Annotated in this window: 15 protein-coding genes and 2 pseudogenes; 13 read left to right on the forward strand and 4 right to left on the reverse strand. The window is 72.6% G+C overall.

Annotated features, from left to right (window positions below; translation table 11 throughout):
- Positions 1 to 206: pseudogene (locus ACLEQD_RS18575) on the reverse strand (sensor histidine kinase); the annotation flags it as partial.
- A 297-nt stretch (positions 207 to 503) separates the two neighbouring features.
- On the opposite strand from ACLEQD_RS18575, the gene ACLEQD_RS18580 reads away from it, so the two are divergent.
- Positions 504 to 1,124, forward strand: a complete 621-nt coding sequence (locus tag ACLEQD_RS18580; RefSeq protein ID WP_410385652.1) for a hypothetical protein — start codon at positions 504 to 506, stop codon at positions 1,122 to 1,124.
- 4 nt (positions 1,125 to 1,128) lie between these two features.
- On the opposite strand, the gene ACLEQD_RS18585 is transcribed toward ACLEQD_RS18580, so the two are convergent.
- On the reverse strand, positions 1,129 to 1,866 hold the full coding sequence (locus ACLEQD_RS18585) for an SAM-dependent methyltransferase (protein ID WP_410385653.1): 738 nt from the start codon (positions 1,864 to 1,866) through the stop codon (positions 1,129 to 1,131).
- A gap of 201 nt (positions 1,867 to 2,067) precedes the next feature.
- On the opposite strand from ACLEQD_RS18585, the gene ACLEQD_RS18590 reads away from it, so the two are divergent.
- Together ACLEQD_RS18590 and ACLEQD_RS18595 are read left to right on the forward strand one after the other, a co-directional pair.
- The gene (locus ACLEQD_RS18590) at positions 2,068 to 2,856 is read left to right on the forward strand and encodes an alpha/beta fold hydrolase (protein ID WP_410385654.1); all 789 of its coding nucleotides are present in this window, start codon (positions 2,068 to 2,070) and stop codon (positions 2,854 to 2,856) included.
- A 13-nt stretch (positions 2,857 to 2,869) separates the two neighbouring features.
- On the forward strand, positions 2,870 to 3,304 hold the full coding sequence (locus tag ACLEQD_RS18595; RefSeq protein ID WP_410385655.1) for a hypothetical protein: 435 nt from the start codon (positions 2,870 to 2,872) through the stop codon (positions 3,302 to 3,304).
- An 11-nt stretch (positions 3,305 to 3,315) separates the two neighbouring features.
- Here ACLEQD_RS18595 and ACLEQD_RS18600 read toward each other — a convergent pair whose 3' ends face one another.
- Together ACLEQD_RS18600 and ACLEQD_RS18605 are read right to left on the reverse strand one after the other, a co-directional pair.
- Positions 3,316 to 4,011, reverse strand: coding sequence for a molybdopterin-dependent oxidoreductase (locus ACLEQD_RS18600; protein WP_410385656.1), 696 nt, complete (start codon positions 4,009 to 4,011; stop codon positions 3,316 to 3,318).
- Positions 4,004 to 4,663, reverse strand: coding sequence for a cytochrome b/b6 domain-containing protein (locus tag ACLEQD_RS18605; protein ID WP_410385657.1), 660 nt, complete (start codon positions 4,661 to 4,663; stop codon positions 4,004 to 4,006). Before ACLEQD_RS18605 ends, ACLEQD_RS18600 begins: the two co-directional genes overlap by 8 nt.
- 263 nt (positions 4,664 to 4,926) lie before the next feature.
- Between ACLEQD_RS18605 and ACLEQD_RS18610 the strand changes: the two genes are divergently transcribed.
- The 10 genes and pseudogenes from ACLEQD_RS18610 to ACLEQD_RS18655 all read left to right on the forward strand — a co-directional run.
- Complete coding sequence (locus ACLEQD_RS18610) at positions 4,927 to 7,551, forward strand: right-handed parallel beta-helix repeat-containing protein (protein WP_410385658.1); 2,625 nt, start codon at positions 4,927 to 4,929, stop codon at positions 7,549 to 7,551.
- Positions 7,552 to 7,745: 194 nt separating this feature from the next.
- On the forward strand, positions 7,746 to 9,269 hold the full coding sequence (locus tag ACLEQD_RS18615; protein WP_410385659.1) for a penicillin-binding transpeptidase domain-containing protein: 1,524 nt from the start codon (positions 7,746 to 7,748) through the stop codon (positions 9,267 to 9,269).
- A 32-nt stretch (positions 9,270 to 9,301) separates the two neighbouring features.
- Entirely contained in the window at positions 9,302 to 9,556 is a 255-nt protein-coding gene (locus tag ACLEQD_RS18620) for a hypothetical protein (RefSeq protein ID WP_410385660.1), read from the forward strand.
- Positions 9,557 to 9,578: 22 nt separating this feature from the next.
- Positions 9,579 to 11,066, forward strand: a complete 1,488-nt coding sequence (locus ACLEQD_RS18625; protein WP_410385661.1) for a serine hydrolase — start codon at positions 9,579 to 9,581, stop codon at positions 11,064 to 11,066.
- 87 nt (positions 11,067 to 11,153) lie between these two features.
- On the forward strand, positions 11,154 to 11,726 hold the full coding sequence (locus tag ACLEQD_RS18630; RefSeq protein WP_410385662.1) for a glutathione S-transferase family protein: 573 nt from the start codon (positions 11,154 to 11,156) through the stop codon (positions 11,724 to 11,726).
- 186 nt (positions 11,727 to 11,912) lie between these two features.
- Positions 11,913 to 13,154, forward strand: coding sequence for an ATP-binding protein (locus ACLEQD_RS18635; protein WP_410385663.1), 1,242 nt, complete (start codon positions 11,913 to 11,915; stop codon positions 13,152 to 13,154).
- Positions 13,155 to 13,404: 250 nt separating this feature from the next.
- A complete protein-coding gene (locus tag ACLEQD_RS18640; RefSeq protein WP_410385664.1) occupies positions 13,405 to 13,950 on the forward strand; it encodes an RNA polymerase sigma factor in 546 nt (181 codons plus the stop codon).
- Complete coding sequence (locus tag ACLEQD_RS18645) at positions 13,947 to 14,792, forward strand: hypothetical protein (RefSeq protein ID WP_410385665.1); 846 nt, start codon at positions 13,947 to 13,949, stop codon at positions 14,790 to 14,792. Before ACLEQD_RS18640 ends, ACLEQD_RS18645 begins: the two co-directional genes overlap by 4 nt.
- A gap of 133 nt (positions 14,793 to 14,925) precedes the next feature.
- The gene (locus tag ACLEQD_RS18650) at positions 14,926 to 15,444 is read left to right on the forward strand and encodes a hypothetical protein (RefSeq protein ID WP_410385666.1); all 519 of its coding nucleotides are present in this window, start codon (positions 14,926 to 14,928) and stop codon (positions 15,442 to 15,444) included.
- A 25-nt stretch (positions 15,445 to 15,469) separates the two neighbouring features.
- Positions 15,470 to 16,223 (forward strand): annotated as a pseudogene (locus ACLEQD_RS18655) (CHAT domain-containing protein); the annotation flags it as partial.

The following is a 16,223-nucleotide window of genomic DNA, read 5'->3' on the forward strand; positions in this document are numbered from 1 at the left end:
GCGAGCGCGGGCGTGGCGGGCACGGCGAACAAGGCGTGGACGCCGGGCGCCCACGCGACGACGCCCACGAGCGCCGAGCCCCGGAGGAGGAAGCCCGCGAGGGGCCGCGCGCGCAGCGAGGCGAGGAGCCGGCCCGCGTCCTGGGAGCGCATCCAGCGCCGGAAGGCGCTCACGCCACGGCACGAGGACACGGGCGGGGACTTCATGCGCGCGCACCTGTACGGGCCCGCGACGCGGTGGCGAGGGCAGGGTGGTGCCCGGACGGATGCGGGTCTCCGCGATGTGGACGCATGCTGGTCAACCCCCCGGCACCAGGCGCAGCCCTCGGCAGGGAGAAGCAAAGTGCGGCGGGGCGGGTCCGGTCAAACGCGGGGGCACGGACACTGTTGGCCAGTCCGCCGACCCTGGCCTGGGGGGCAGGGAGGCGCGGCGCGCGGTGGATTCCCCCTGCCCGGAGCGACAGTGCTTGGGAGGGTGCGCGGGGCGCGATAGAGGGGCGCCCCATGCGTGACAGAATCCAGGCGGTGTTGCGGCAGCTGGTCCAGGTTCCGGAGTTGGAGGTGCGGTGGCTGCACACGCTGTCGCTGCTGGAGTTCATTGGCGCGCGGAAGATTTCGCGCACGGTGGCGGACAAGCATCCGTCGCTGGAGGTGCTGGGGCACCTGGCGGACGAGACGCGCCACGCGTTCACGTTCAAGCGGCTGGCCTGTGAAGTCGCGGGCCGCGAGGACGTGACGGAGTTCCTGAGCGTGGGCGCGGCGTCCGCGTGGTTCCAGGCGCTGGACCGGCAGCTGGCGGAGTGGGTGACGGGGGTGACGGGGACGGCGGACGTGTCCCTGCACTACCTGCTCACGACGGCGGTGGTGGAGCGCCGGGCGATGGTGCTCTATCCGCTCTACAAGGCGGCCACGCGGCAGGCGGTGGTGCGCGAGGAGCTGGGGCGCGTGGTGGTGGAGGAGCAGTCCCACCGCCGCGCCATCGAGGACGCCTGTCAGCAGCGCCTGGAGAAGGCGGGGGTGACGCTGGAGCCCGCGCTCGCGCTGGAGGAGCGCCTGTTCGAGACGTTCCTCACCCAGCTGGAGAAGGACGTGGCCCAGGCGCTCGGGGGAGCGCAGGCGGCCTGAGCCGTCAGGTCTCGCCCGGCGACGGTTCTTCTTCTCCGTCGCCGGCCACGCTGGACAGTTCCAGCTTGCCGCCCGTCCACGTCGCCTGGAGGTTCCTCGCCCGGCGCGCGCGCTTGCGGCTGAGCTCCACGCCCACCGCGTCCAGGCCCAGCGCGTTGGCCACCGCGAGCGCGGTGCCGTGGCCACAGAAGGGGTCCACCACCGTGCGCGTGCGCGTCTGCTCCAGGATGAAGCGGCAGGCCACCAGGCACGCGTTGAGCCCCATGCCTCGCGTCCACGTCACCTCGCCGGGGTCCGGCAGCACGTCCGCCGTGGACTTCCCCGCGTCCGCCTTCAGCCCCCGGCTGAAGCACAGCAGGTGCGAGTACGCCGGCCTCCCGAACGTCACCGTCCCCGGCGTCCGGCGGCACACCACCTTGTGCCAGAGCGTGTCGCACCCCGCCGCCTCCGCCGCCTTCGACACCAGGTAGCCCTTGTCCACCCAGGCCCCGTCCTTCTTCACGTCGGACTGGTAGAACACCGCCACCCCGTCCGGGGGCACCCGCGACAACACCTTCGCCGCCGCCCCCACGAACCAGTCCTTCCACTGGGGCACCGTGAGCGACGGGAACTCGGAGACGTCCGGCAGCGACGCCACCACCGAACACCCGTCCAGCACCGGCCGCGCCTCCAGCCACGCGAGCGCGTCCTCGCAGTACACCGTGCGCTTCGCTCCCGCCGTCCCGCTGCGTCCATCCGTCATGACGCACCCGAGTCTGCCGCAAAGCGCCCACCCGCTCCCACCCCTCATTCCCACCCGCCACGCCTCCCCGCAGGGACCGCCCGCCCTTCATCCCTCCAGCCAGCCCCCGAGCCTGTGGACGGCCACGGCCCAATCGTGGCTTGCTACGCTTCCCCTTTAAGCCACGAGTTCCCGCAGTTCCCCCCTCGGAGGAAGACCCCCATGCCCACGACGAACGCGACGGATGGCACACCCCTGCACTACCGGGTCCTGGGGGACGGTCCTCGCGACGTGGTGCTGGTGCATGGGTGGATGGTGTCCGGCGCGGTGTGGGACGCGATGCTGGAGAAGCTGGACATGACGGGGCTGCGGCTGCTGGTCCTGGACCACCGGGGCACCGGGCAGTCCGGGCGGCCGGCGTCGGGGTACTCGCTGGAGCAGTACGCGAAGGACGTGCTGGCGGTGGTGGACCACGCGAAGGCGCGGCGCTTCACGCTGGTGGGCCACAGCATGGGCGGGCAGATCGCCAAGTGGGTCGCGTCGGAGGCCCCCGAGCGCGTCAGCGGCCTGGTGCTGCTCAACACGGTGCCCGCGTCGGGGCTGCCGCTGCCGCCGGACGCGGCCGGGCTGTTCCGCACCTCCGCGGGGGACCGGGAGAAGCAGAAGACCATCCTGGGCCTGGCGTGCAAGCAGCTGTCGCCGGAGTCGCTGGAGGCCCTGCTGAAGGACTCGGGCACGGTGGGCAAGGACGCCATCGAGCAGTGCTTCGACGCCTGGACGGCGGGTGGCTTCGCGCACCGGCTGGCCGCCATCACGGCGCCCACGCTGGTGGTGGCCACGGATGATCCGTTCCTGCCGCCGGTGTTCCTCAAGCAGGCGGTGGTGGGGCTCATCCAGAACGCTCGCCTGACGCACCTGCCGGGCCCGGGGCACTACCCCCAGGTGGAGCGTCCGGCGGAGACGGCGGCGCTGCTGTCGTCGTTCCTCGCGGGCAACGCCGCGCAGGCCTGAAGGAGGACGTGACATGGCCTGGGGTATGTCCTTCGAGCGCGACGCCGAGCACGACGTCGTCACCGCGAGCTTCACCGACTGCATCCTGGTGACGGATGAGGACGTGTATCGGTGGGGGCGCGAGGTGGAGGCGCAGTTCGCGAAGTTCGAAGGCCGGGTGGACCTGCTCATCAACCTGGACGGGCTCATCGTCCGCCACACCGCGGGGCGCACCTTCGGCAAGGTGCGCCGCGAGGTGCTGGAGCGCAACACGCACCGCTCGTTCCGCTACGGCGGCGACGAGATGACGCTCACGTTCATCAACACCAGCGGCGCCATCCACGGCGCGGCGGTGAACCACTTCGCCACGCGCGAGGACGCCCTGGCGGCCCTCATCGCCGAGCGCGAGAGCCTGCGCAGGCGCGGCTTCACGCCGTTCCTGCCGGGCGTCGTCAACACCAAGCGCTGAGCGTCCGCGCGCTACACGCCGGCGAACCACTCGTAGCCGCGGTCCTCCCAGGTGCCCCCCGTGGCCTCCGGGAGGAAGCGCACGGTGGTGAGGTACTTCACCATCTTGTAGCCCAGCTTCACGCCCGAATAGAGGCGCAGGGGCGCGCCATGGCCGGGGATGAGCGGCGCGCCGTTCATGCCGTACGCGAGCACGGTCTGCGGGTGCAGCGCGCTCGGCGCGTCCCAGGAGGAGTAATAGCCCTGGTCGAACGAGCGGAACTCCACGAAGCCCGCGCGCGGGTCCGCGCCCACGGCCCGGGCCAGGTCGCTGACGCGCACGCCGTGCCAGGACGCCACCGCGCTCCAGCCCTCCACGCAGTGGTGGCGGATCCGGTAGTCGGTCCGGGGCAGCTGGCGCAGCTCCTCCAGCGAGAAGGCGCGCGGCCGGGCCACGAGTCCACCGACCTCCAGCCGCCACCCGGCGGGGGCCAGCGGCACGGTGTCGGAGAGGAAGTAGTGGGGGAAGTCGCCGGGCGGGGTGAGCTGTTCGACGGGCTCCTCGGGGGCCAGCCGGGAGGGGTGGAAGAGGGCGGTCTGGGCCCGCTGGTTGAAGCGGTCCATGACGCCGAGGAAGCCCTCGCGCGGGCGCTGGGAGTCGCAGGCGCTGGAGGCGAGCGCGGCGGCGCCGAGGAGGACGCGGCGGCGCGTGAGGACGCGCTCAGACATCCGGCTTCCTCCCGCCGGTGATCATCTCCCCGAAGGTGCGCGGGTGCAGGGCGACGAGGACGACGTGGCCCACGGTGAAGAGGGCGAGCAGCGCGAGCAGCAGCAGGTGGATGAAGCGCGCGGGGTCGTAGCCACCGAAGAGGGTCATGAGCCAGTGGAGCTGCACGGGCTTGTAGATGGCGAGGCCGGACAGGACGGACAGCGCGCCCAACACGAGGGTGGCGGTGTACGCCAGCCGCTGGAGCCCGTTGTAGAGCCCCACCTGCGCGGGCGCGGGGCGCAGCCGCAGGTAGTACGCGAGCGTGGCCACGGCGTCGCGCGTGTCACGGCGCGGGAGGAACAGGCGGCGGCGCCACTCTCCGCTGAGGGCGAGGTAGAGCACGTACACGACGCCGTTGAGGGCCAGGAACCAGCCGAACGCGAAGTGCCAGCTCCGCGCCCCCGCGAGCCAGTCCCCCAGGCGCAGCCACGCCGGCGGGATGGCGTCCTGGAAGGGGTAGAGCGCGAACGGCCGGCCGCGAGGCCCCATGCGCGGATACGCGACGAGGATCTGCAGCCCGCTGGCCGCGAGGATGGCGAGCAGCGGCACGTTGGCCCAGTGGGTGAGCCGGATGGGCCAGGGCTGGGGACGGCGGGGCTCGGGCGGGTGCACGCGGTGGAACCCAGCACCACGACGTGGCCGGGACCATGCGGCGGGAGGATGGCGCGAACGCTCGGGAGAGGACTTCGCTGGCGAGGGAAGCAGAGCGATACAGCGCCGAGCAAGGATTGCCGTAGCTCCGGCCCACGGGTCGCAGGGGATTGGCAGGCATTGCACGGCGTGCCGGGCGCACATGGTCGCGGGTCCCCGTGAATTGGATGTCCGGGAGTGACCCGGTATCGTTCCTGTTCCCGTTCGCCTTCCCCGAGGATGCCGTGACCCTGAAGCCCGCCAATGCGTTGCACCTCGTGGGGGTGTTGCTGCTGACCACGTTCGGTTGCGTGGAGGAGGAGCCCTTCTCCTCGGCGCCGCTCGCGGGAGGCGCGCGGGTCGTGGTGGCGGTGCCCCGGTCCGCGGAGGCCGTCGCGGTGACGGCCACGGTGACGCACGCGTCGGGCGCCACGGAGTCGAAGGCGCTGACGCCGCGGACGGATCCGGATGGCGGCGTCGCATGGTTGGCCGTCGTGAAGCCGGAGTCCCCCGAGGAGGAACTCCGGCTCGCCGTGGACGCCCGGAACGCCTCGGACGCGGTGGTGGCCTCCGTGAGCCCGGATGCCGGCGTGAAGCTGCCGCTGTACCAAGAAGCGCTGGTGGTCCTGGTGCCCCAGCCCGGCTCCGGCCTGCCGGGCCTGGCCAACCACGCGCCCCTCATCCACGAGGTGAGCGCGCCGCGCTCCATCGTCGCCCCGGGCGACACCGTGGAGTTGAGCGCGCGGGCCAGTGACCTGGAAGGGGATGCGCTCACCTACGCGTGGAGCGCGACCTCGGGAGTGCTCGACTGCGCGGAGGCGACCTGCGCGTGGACGGCGGCGTTCCCGCCGCGCGATGACGGCGATGGCGGCGTCGACCCGGAGTTCGCCCATGACGCGTTGATCCGCGTGCGGGTCACGGATGCGCAGGGCGCGGAGTCCATGCTCCAGTTCCGCATCGGCATGGGCACCACGCGCGCGCCCCCGACGCTGGATGACACGCGGTTCAACCGCTCGCCCGTGGCGTCCGCGCCTGGAGCTGCCCAGCAGGTGGGCCTCAACGCGCCCTTCCAGGTCCAGGCGAAGGTCCAGGACGAGGACGGCTCCCAGGACGTGCTGACGTATGCCTGGAGCGCGACGTGCGAGGGCACCTTCAATGACACCACCGCCGCCACGCCCATCTTCACCGCGACGGCGGAGCCCTCGGACTGCGGCTGCCAGTTGAAGGGCGCCGTGACGGACGGCTTCGGCGGAAGCGCGGAGCAGCTCGTGAACCTGTGCGTTCGAGCGGCCGCGCCGCCCGTCCTCGACGACACCGCGCAGTCCGCGCAGTCCGCGCTCGCGGGCGAACGCGTGACGTTCACCGTCAAGGCGACGGACCCTCGCGGCGAGGCCATGACGTTCGCGTGGACGTCGAACGCGGGCGCGCTCGGCACGGCGACGGGGGACGGCACGACGAGCACGGTGGACTGGACGGAGCTCACCTGCCTGCCCGCGGACGTCACGCCCACGGTGGACCTGGTGGTGACGAACGCCTCGGGCGCGAGCACGCGGCAGTCCTTCTCCGTGGCGTGGGCGGGCCGCCGCTGCGGTCCGGGGGAGTCCCCCTGCGCCATCACCCTGTCGCCGGGGCAGGTGACGCTGCGCGAGGACTGCGTGGTCCAGAGCGCGGTGTTCATCCCGGACGGCCTCACGTTCGACGGGGCCGGGCACACGCTGACCGCGTCCGAGGATGGCGCCGGGGACCACTACAAGGGCGCGGTGCTGCGCAACCGGGGCGCGGTGGCGAACGTGCGCGACGTGACCGTGACGGCGCGGAACCTGTCGGACGTGTGTGACGCGGACGTGGACCGGCTGCGCGGCATCCTGCTGGAGGGCGCGAGCGGCACCATCGAGGACACGGTGGTGGCGGACGTGAACCAGGCCGGCAACGTCAGCGGATGCCAGGAGGGCTTCGCCATCGAAGTGCGCAACACCGCGGCGGACGCCACGCCGGTGTCGGTGGTCATCCGGGGCAACCAGCTCACGGGCTACCAGAAGGTGGGCGTGGTGGTGCTGGGGCGGGTGGCGGCGACGGTGGAGGACAACGTCATCGACGGCCTGGGCCCCACCGACCGCATCGCGCGCATCGGCATCCAGCTGGCGTATGGCGTGTCCGGGGTGGTGGCGGGCAACCAGGTGAACGGCAATGCGTACCGGTTCGAGCGCGACTGGGGCTCCGGCATCATGGTGCTGGGCGGCGAGTACTACGGCGCGGGGAAGGAGCTGTGCCACGACCTGCTCATCCAGGACAACGTGCTGACGGAGAACGACGTCGGCGTATACCTGCTCCAGGCGGTGGACCTCGACTTCACCCCTCCGCCCGCGTCGCAGAACCTCCAGGTGCTCGGCAACACGCTGAGCAAGGCGGAGCTGACGGCCAGCTATCAGGCCGCCATCGCGGACAACGGGACCGCGAACCTCCTCAGCCGCAACCGGATCAGCGGTGACGGGTACGACCCGGACGTGTATCCGGCGAACGCCGCCTCCGTGGACGTGACGACGCAGGGCGAGGACCGCCAGGTGGGCTTCGCCACGCCCGCGCGGACGCTGGACGTGGGGGCGTGCTCGGAGGTGCTGGCGGTGCAGGGCCGGGACCTGGCGGGCAACCTGGCCCCGCTGTCCGTGCCGGAGGTGACGCTGGCCGCGTCGGATCCGGGCGCGACCTTCCACCTGCTGCCGGACTGCTCGGATGCGCCCGTGACGGGGGTGAGCCTCAAGAACCCGCAGCGCGAGGGCCTCTTCTACGTCAAGGCCGCCACCGCGGGCCCGCTGACCGTCACGGCGACGGGCGACGGCGCGAGCCAGACCCAGGAGCAGACGGTCCGCTGAGCCACGCGCGTGCTCCGTGTGCGCGTGACGTTCCGACCCCCGGTCCGGGTGGACACATCGGTCGCAGGATGTTCGCCTCGGCACGGCGGGCGCGGTAGACGGGGCACGTGCTCAGACGGGCGGTCATTTCCTGGGTGGGGCTCTGCCTCCTGTTGCTGCTTGCCGCGTGTACGCCGCGAGCCGCGAGGCCCGTCGTGTCCGGAGGGCCGGAGGACCTGGCCCGGCGGTACCTGGACGCGTGGGCGCGCAACGACGTGGCGGCGCAGCGCGGGGTGCTCGTGGACGCGCCCCCGGACTTCGACGCGCAGCACGCGCGGTGGCGGCAGGACCTGGGCGTCGTGGCCTCGCGCTTCGAGCGGCCGGAGCTCGAAGCCGACGACGGCGCCACGGCGGTGGTGAAGTTCCGCGGCGTGCACTCGCTGCGGGGGCTGGGGGAGTGGGAGGTGGAGTCCCGGCTGCGCTTCGAACGCAAGGGCCCGCGCTGGGGCCTGCGCTGGACGCCGGAGGTGCTCCACCCCGCCGCGCGGCCCGGAGATCGCTTCGGCCGCACCCGGAGCTGGGGCCCGCGCGGCGCGCTGCTCGATGCGGACGGGGACCCGCTCACCGTGCCCGGAGAGGTCATCCGCATCGGCGTGATGCCGGGCCGGGTGAAGGACCGCGCGGCCGTGGCCAGCGTGCTCCAGGCGCAGCTCGGGGTGGACCCCGCCAGGGTGCTCGCCGCGCTGAACGCCGCGAGCGCGCAGCCGGAGCAGTTCGTCGCGGTCATCGACGTGCGCCCGGAGCGCTACCAGCAGGTGCGCGCCGTGCTCGCGCCGGTGCCCGGCATCTTCTTCCGCAAGCGGCCCGCGCGCCTCACGCCCGCGGAGGGCTTCGCGGCGCACACGCTGGGGCGCGTGGGCGAGGTGACGGCGGAGGCGCTCCAGCTGCTGGGCCCGCTCTACCAGGCGGGGGACGTGGTGGGGCTGTCGGGCCTGGAGCGCGCGCAGGAGCGGACGCTGGCGGGACGTCCCTCCGGCGAGGTGCGGCTCTCGCGCCGCTCGGGCGGTAGCGAGGTGCTGCACCGCTTCGACGGCGAGCCGGGCCGCGACGTGCGCACCACGCTGCGGATGGACGTGCAGGCGGCGGCGGAGGCGGCCCTCATGGACGTCACCTGGCCCGCCGCGCTGGTGGCGGTGGACACGTCGACGGGCCAGGTGCTGGCGGTGGCCAGCCGGCCGCTCGGCGAGGCGCTGCACCGCGCGCTGACGGGGCGCTATCCGCCGGCCTCCACGTTCAAGATCGTGACCGCCGAGGCGCTGCTCGCGAACGGCCTGAAGCCGGACTCCCGCGCGGACTGTCCCCTGGAGGTGACCGCGGGGCGCAAGCGCTTCCGCAACTTCGAGTCCGAGGTGCTGGGCACCACCACGCTGCGGCGCGTGTTCGCGCTGTCGTGCAACACGGCGTTCATCCAGCTGGAGGCGAAGCTGGACCCGCGTGCGCTGGAGGACGCGGCCCGGCGCTTCGGCTTCGGGGTGGACTACGACGTGGGACTGCCCTCTCCGGGCGCCACCTTCCCCGAACCCCGCGACGACGCCGAGCGCGCGTCGGCGGTCATGGGCCAGGGCCGCGTGCTGGCCACGCCGCTGCACATGGCCACCGTCGCGGCGGCGGCGGACTCCGGCGTCTGGCACGCGCCGAGCCTGCTGGCGGACGCGGACGCGGTCCGGAGGCCCGGCTGAGCCCGGGCACTCCCAAGGCGCTCCGGGAGCTCATGCGCGCGGTGGTGACGGAGGGCACGGCGAAGTCCGCCTCCAGCATCCCCGGGCTCATGGGCAAGACGGGCACGGCGGAGTTCGGCACGTCCGTGCCGCCCGAAACCCACGCGTGGTTCGTCGGGGTGCGCGGCGGCATTGGCTTCGCGGTGTTCGTGGAGGGCGGCGGCGTGGGGGGCCGCGTCGCCGTTCCGCTCGCGATCCGCTTCCTCCAGGCGCTGGATGCAATCGCTCAGCCGCCGGGGCGTCTGTAGGTTCATGCGTGGAAGAGACCGGATGACCTGGAGCCCGTTGCGCCTCTTGGGGGTGCTCGCTGTCGCCCTGTTGTTCGTCCCCCCTGCCGCCGGTGCCGCGACGCGGCAGCAGGAGCTGGACCGGCTGCTGAGGCAGTACCACCAGCTGCGCATGTTCAACGGCGCGGCGCTCGTGGCCAACGCGAAGGGCGTCGTCCTGAAGAAGGCCTACGGCTCCGCCAACCTCGAATGGAACGTGCCCAACACGCCGGACACGAAGTTCCGCCTCGCGTCCTTGACGAAGCAGTTCACCGCCATGGTCGTCCTCCAGCTGGTCGCGGAGGGGAAGCTGAAGCTCGACGACACGCTGGCCTCCGCGCTGCCGGATTACCGCAAGGACACGGGCTCGCGCGTCACCATTGCCCAGCTGCTCAACCACACGTCCGGCATCCCCAACTACACGAGCGCGCCGGACTTCTTCCCCAAGGTGTCGCGCAATCCCTACCCCGTCGCGGACTTCGTGAAGCAGTTCGCCAGCGGTGACCTGGAGTTCGAGCCCGGCTCGAAGTTCAACTACAGCAACTCCGGCTACTTCCTGCTGGGCGCCATCATCGAGCGCGCCACCGGCAAGACGTACGCGCAGGCGGTGCAAGAGCGCATCTTCACGCCGCTGGGCATGAAGGACTCCGGCTACGACGTCCATGCCACGGTGCTGCCCAAGCGCGCCAGCGGCTACGAGCTGGAGCCGGAGGGCTACGTCAACGCCCCCTACCTGGACATGTCCCTGCCTTACGCCGCCGGGTCGCTGTACTCGACGGTGGAGGACCTGTACCGCTGGGACCGCGCGCTCTACGGGAACACGCTGCTGCCGGAGCCCCTCAAGCAGAAGATGTTCACGCCCGGCCTGGAGAACTACGGCTTCGGGTTCTCCATGGACCCGCTGAAGCTGGATGACGGCAAGACGGAGCTGGCCACCATCAACCACAGCGGCGGCATCAACGGGTTCAGCACGCGCATCTACCGCGTGCCCGCGAGCAAGGAGGTGGTCATCCTCCTGGACAACACGTCGCGCGGCGACGCGCTCAAGCCGCTGGCCGCCGGCCTCTTCAGCGTGCTCCACGGCATCCCGCCCAGTCCGCCCCGGCAGGGCATCCGCGAGGTGCTGGTCTCGGCGCTCGGCAAGGCGCCCATCGCGGACACCCTCGCGCGCTACCGCGAGCTGAAGGCCACGAAGGCGGACGCCTACGACTTCTCCGAAGGTCAGCTCAACAGCCTGGGCTACCAGCTGCTCCGGGAGGGCCGCACGGCGGATGCCATCGAGCTCTTCAAGCTCAACGTGGAGATGTTCCCGAAGGTGGGGAACGTCTACGACAGCCTGGGGGAGGCGTACCTCGCCGCCGGGGACAAGGCGCGGGCGCGGGTGAACTACCGCAAGGCCGTGGAGCTGGACCCCGCCAACAAGAACGCGGCGGCCGCGCTCCAGAAGCTCGGGACGCCTTCGGGCCCGCCCGCGACGAAGGCAGTCCCCTAGCGGCGCCGGATGTGAGCGAATGCGGCCCGCGCCCCGGGCGTTTCCCGTCCGGGGGCACTCCACGTGGTGCTCACGAAAGGTGTCTGCATGAAGCTCTATTTCAATCCGCGGAGCCGGGCGGTGATTGGCAAGTGGATGCTCGACGAGGCGGGGGTCGAGTATGAAATCGTGCCCATCGACCTGGACAAGCGGGAGCAGAAGTCGCCCGAGTACCTCAAGGTGAACCCCGCCGGGAAGCTGCCCGCGCTGGTGGACGGAGAGGCCCGCGTGTTCGAGAACGCGGCCCTCTGCCTCTACGTCGCGGACAAGTACCCGCAGGCCCGGCTGGCGCCGACGCTGGACGCGCCGGAGCGCGGCCGGTACCTGTCGCTGATGGTGTACTCGACGTCGCAGCTGGAGCCGTCCATGGGCGACCACATGGCGAAGGCCCCCACGCCGCCGCAGCGCGGATGGACGGAGTACCCGCAGACGCTGGACGCCATGGAGCGCGAGCTGGGGGACGGCCCCTATCTCTTCGGCGACTGGTTCACCGCCGCGGACGTGATGATCGGCTCCATGTTCATCTACCAGCGCATGCTCGGCGGTTCGACGGGGCGGCCGAAGCTGGAGGCCTACGTGGACCGGCTGATGGCCCGTCCCAAGGGCATGAAGCTGCGCTGAAGTGGCGTCCCCGCCCCGGCCACGCGGCCGGACCCTCACCGTCGACGGCGTGGGTCCTCCGCGCCAACGGCGGCATGGTCTGACGCCTGGCGCGCGGGCGGGGGGGCGGGCGGCAGCTGGGCTTCGCGTCCCGAGGACTCCCCGCCGTGGGTGGCTTCGAGCGGCGGGCATCCCCAAGGTTGTCGCGTGAGCGACTTGAAGTCAGGGATGGAGGCTGGATGGGCGGATCCGCGGCTGCGGGCGCTGGAGCGGCTGCTGGCCCTGCCCGCGGCCGAGCTGCGCCCCACGCTGGACACCGCGGGCCAGCTCGTGTCGGAGCTGCTGCGCGCCGAAAAGGTGGACGTCTTCCTCCTGGAGCACTCCACCCAGTGCCTGGTCGCGGTGGGCACCAGCCAGACGCCCATGGCCGACCTGCAGAAGTCGCTGGGGCTGGACCGCATGCCGCTGGCCAACGGCGGGCGCGCGGTCCAGGTGTACGAGACGGAGACCCCCTTCATCTCCGGCCGTCAGGAGGAGGACGCGGAGGAGCTGCCTGGCATCAGGCAGCGGCTGGGGGTGCGCTCCAGCCTGATGGTGCCCCTGCCCATCGGCATGGAGACGCGGGGCGTGCTGGCCGTGTCGTCGGCGCGCAACGACTTCTTCACCGAGCACGACCTGAGTTTCCTCCAGGCCGTGGCGCGCTGGGTGGGCATGGTGGCCCACCGCGCGGAGCTGGTGCAGGAGCTGACGAAGCTGGCGGTGAAGCAGGCACGCCGCAAGGCGGCCGAGGAGCTCATCACCGTGCTCGCGCACGACATGGCCAACCACCTGCTGCCGCTCCAGGCGCGCATCCAGCTCATCCAGCGGCGGGCCACGCGAAACAACGCGCAGGAGGACCTGCGGGACGCGGCGGGCGCGGCCGCGTCGCTGCGCTCCCTCACGCGGCTCATCAACGACCTGCTGGACGTGGGGCGCCTGGACCAGGGCCTCTTCAGCCTGCGTCTCCAGCCGGTGGACCTGGCGGGGCTGGTGCGGGAGCTGGCCACCACCGCGAGCACGCCGGAGCACCCGGTGCGCTTCGAGGGCCCCGAGGAGCTGGTGACGGTCGCGGATCCGGACCGCGTGCGGCAGGTGCTGGAGAACCTGGTGGCGAACGCGCTCAAGCACTCGCCGCAGGGGCGGCCCGTGGACATCGCGCTGCGAACGCAGCCGCGTCCGGAGGGGCCGTGGGCCCAGGTGTCGGTGAGCGACCAGGGGCCGGGCATTCCGGCGGAGCTGGTGCCCACGCTCTTCGAGCGCTTCACGCGGGCCCCGGGCTCCACGGGGCTGGGCCTCGGCCTGTACCTGGCGCGGCGGCTCGCGGAGGCGCATGGCGGCACGCTGGAGGTGGCCGCGACGTCCCAGGCCGGAACGCGCTTCGAGCTGTCGCTGCCGCTGGCGGCGGGATAGCGGGCGGGGAGGAATCGCCTCCAGGGGGTGAGGGGAAAAAAGGGGCATTTCCGTTGGGTGGGTGCAGGCGCGAAACCGGACGGCCCTCACGGCCGCCGGGCGCCACCTTCCGAGGAGCAGCCTCATGACCCCATCCCCGCGTCTCCGTTGACGCGAACCTCCCGTAGCCCGCTGGATTGCCTGGCCTCTCCTGGCCGCCGATGATGCTTCCGAACGACGCTCGGCACCCGTTTTCCCGAGGGGAGGCAGCTTGGAGTTGCGACACGGCCCATGGACGGGTGCATCCCCGGACGCCGGGTTGGAGACGCTGCGGCGTGACCTGGGCCGGGCGCTCGCGAGCGTCTGTCCCGCGTCGCTCGCGGACCGGCGGGACGACCTGCTGCAGGTCGCGATGATGAAGGTGGTGGAGCTGCGCGGGCGCGGCCCGGGCCACGCGGAGCTGACGCCCGCGTACCTGTACCGGGTGGCGTACACGACGCTCATCGACGAGCTTCGCCGGCTGGGGGCGCGCAAGGAGGTGGCGTTGGACGAGGTGGAGCAGGGGCCGGCCCAGCCGGTGGCGCCAGGAGACCCGGAGCGGGCGGCCGGTGCCGCGCAGATTGCCCGGGCCGTGCGCGACTGTCTCCAGGGCCTGGTGCAGGACCGCCGTCTGGCCGTGACGCTGCACCTGCAGGGGCACACCGTCCCGGAGGCCGCGGAGCTGCTGGGCTGGGAGGCCAAGCGCACGGAGAACCTCATCTACCGTGGGCTGAGCGCGCTGCGGGCCTGTCTCTCCACGAAGGGAATCGAGCCGTGAGCGAACGCCGTCCCGAGGATGACACGCTGGATGCCGCGAGCGTGGAGCGGCTGCGCACGGCGCTGCGCGACGATGACGCGCAAGGGGAGCCGGTGGACGCGGACCGCGTCTGGCTCGCGGTGACGAACGCGCTTCCGGCCGAGGAGCGCCGGGAGATTGTCGAGCGCGTCGCGGCGGATCCCGCATGGGCGCAGGCGTGGCGGCTGGCGAAGGCGATGTCGCAGGCGGCGGCGGAGGCGGAGCGGGCTCCGGTGGTGGCGGGTGTGGAGGCGAAGGCGTTGTCACAGGCGGAGGCGGAGCGGGCTCCGGCGGCGACGGGAGGGGAGGGGACGGAGCGCGGGGCTCCGGCGGGCGGGGAGGCCCCCGCGACAGGCGGTGAGGCACCCGCGAAGGTGGTGCCCCTGTCCGCCCGGCGCGAGCCGGTCCGGCGCGTCTGGCAGGGGCGGCCCGCGTGGGCGGCGATGGCGGCGATGCTGGTGGTCCTGGTGGGCACGGTCGTGGTGCTGCGGCAGCAGCAGGCGGGGGAGGACCCGAATCGGATCCGCGGCGGCGCGGCGGAGGCCATCGCCTCCCTGGTGCCGGAGGCCACCGCGCTTCCCCGCGAACAGTTCGTGCTCCGCTGGAGCGGAGCGCCCCAGGCCGTGTCCTGGAGCGTGCAGGTGTCGTCGGAGGACCTGAAGCTGTTCCATCGCGCGGAGCGGCTGGCGTCGCGCGAATACACGGTGCCGGCGGACGTGCTCGCGGAGCTGCCCGCCGGTGCTCGCATCCTGTGGCAGGTGGAAGCCCGGCTGCCGGATGGAAGCGTCCAGCGGAGCAACACGTTCGTGAACCGGCTGCGGTGAACGCGGTGCCGGCTGCGCCAGGCGATGTGTCCCGCGCGAGCCTCGGGTCGTGAGTCCCTGGCTGTGCACGCGTGCGAAGCCGCGCGCGGGGATGGTGATCCACGCAATGAATGACATGCAGAGGGGGAAGAAGATGAAGACAGTCAATGCTTGCAGGGGATGGGTTCGCGCGCTGGCGGTGACGGCGCTGCTGTGGGGCGTCTCGGCTGCGGCGCAGGCCGCGCCCACGCAGTTCACGGTGGTCCTGACCACGGAGCCGCTGGTGGGGGCCGCGCAGGACACGGTGGTGGCCTCCGTGGTGGACGCGGGCATCCTGGGGCAGGTGTCCACGGTGCCCATGACCCTGCGCATCGTGGACGACGCCGGGGCCGTGCTCGCGGCCGTCACGGGCACCGTGAGCGCGACGGTGCCGCTGCGGGTGAGCGCGACGGCACCTTCGGCCGGCGGAGTTCGCGCGCAGCTCGTCCTGCCGCCGGGCGCCGGGAAGCTCTCCGCCGGCGTCCTGGTCATCGAGCGGGAGGGGCACGGTGAACCGCCGCCTCCTCCCACGCGGACCCTCTGTGAGATTCCCCAGCAGGTCAGCAGGGATCCCAACACGGGCACGAGCGATCCTGTCACCCTCTGGGCATGCAGGGTGGAGGTCGTGACCTGACGTGATGGGAAGGCGGCGACAGCGCGTGGGACGCCTGGGCGGCTTCACCCTTTCGGTGGGGCTGGCCCTGTGCGCCCCCGCGCGGGCCGCCGCCGCGGAGCCCTCCGCGCTCGCCCGGTGCGAGGAGGCCTTCGACGCCCACCCGGAGGACTCCGAGGCGGCGATGTGCTTCTTCCGGAAGGCCCAGGGGCAGGAGGCGCGCGACGAGGCCAGGCGCAGGCTCCAGGGGCTCATCGCGAGGCACCCGGACCGCCCCTGGCTCACGCTGGTGCTCGGCCACGTGGAGCTGCCCTCCGAGCCCGCCCTGGCGGAGGCGTCCTACCGCCGCGCGGCGCTCGCCTTCCGGAATCAAGGGGACGCGGAGGGCGAGGTGCTGGCCGGCATCAACGTGCGCAACGCGCTGGGGATGCGCGGCCAGACGGAGGAGGCGCACCAGTGGGTGCTGCGCGTGGGCGAGGTGGCCCGGGCCTCCGGGGACCCGAAGCTGGAGGTGCGCGCGCTCATCCTGGAGGCGGCCGAGCTCTCCGACCTGGGCCAGGACCTGGGGCGCGCCTGGCGCCTGCTCAAGCGCGCGGAGGCCCTCGCCTTCCCGGGTGGCAGCGACGGCCTGAAGAAGCAGCTGCTCGGCACCCTGGCCACGGTGAGCGTGAACCTGGGCCGCTTCGACGAGGCGCTGGACGTGTACGCGCGGCTCCAGGCGCTGGCGGAGCGCACGAAGGACGCGGGCACGGAGGCGCGCGTCCGCTTCGCGCTCGCGAACCTCGCCTGGCGGCGGCAGG

The sequence above is a fragment of the Corallococcus sp. 4LFB genome (genome assembly GCF_046520365.1).
GTDB lineage: Bacteria > Myxococcota > Myxococcia > Myxococcales > Myxococcaceae > Corallococcus > Corallococcus caeni.

Coding starts and splice junctions, on each gene's coding strand:
- ACLEQD_RS18620 (WP_410385660.1), top strand. CDS start 9,302: ATGCGCGCGGTGGTGACGGAGGGCACGGCGAAGTCCGCCTCCAGCATC.
- ACLEQD_RS18600 (WP_410385656.1), bottom strand. CDS start 4,011: ATGTCTGAGCGCGTCCTCACGCGCCGCCGCGTCCTCCTCGGCGCCGCC.
- ACLEQD_RS18625 (WP_410385661.1), top strand. CDS start 9,579: ATGACCTGGAGCCCGTTGCGCCTCTTGGGGGTGCTCGCTGTCGCCCTG.
- ACLEQD_RS18590 (WP_410385654.1), top strand. CDS start 2,068: ATGCCCACGACGAACGCGACGGATGGCACACCCCTGCACTACCGGGTC.
- ACLEQD_RS18650 (WP_410385666.1), top strand. CDS start 14,926: ATGAAGACAGTCAATGCTTGCAGGGGATGGGTTCGCGCGCTGGCGGTG.
- ACLEQD_RS18580 (WP_410385652.1), top strand. CDS start 504: ATGCGTGACAGAATCCAGGCGGTGTTGCGGCAGCTGGTCCAGGTTCCG.
- ACLEQD_RS18595 (WP_410385655.1), top strand. CDS start 2,870: ATGGCCTGGGGTATGTCCTTCGAGCGCGACGCCGAGCACGACGTCGTC.
- ACLEQD_RS18585 (WP_410385653.1), bottom strand. CDS start 1,866: ATGACGGATGGACGCAGCGGGACGGCGGGAGCGAAGCGCACGGTGTAC.
- ACLEQD_RS18630 (WP_410385662.1), top strand. CDS start 11,154: ATGAAGCTCTATTTCAATCCGCGGAGCCGGGCGGTGATTGGCAAGTGG.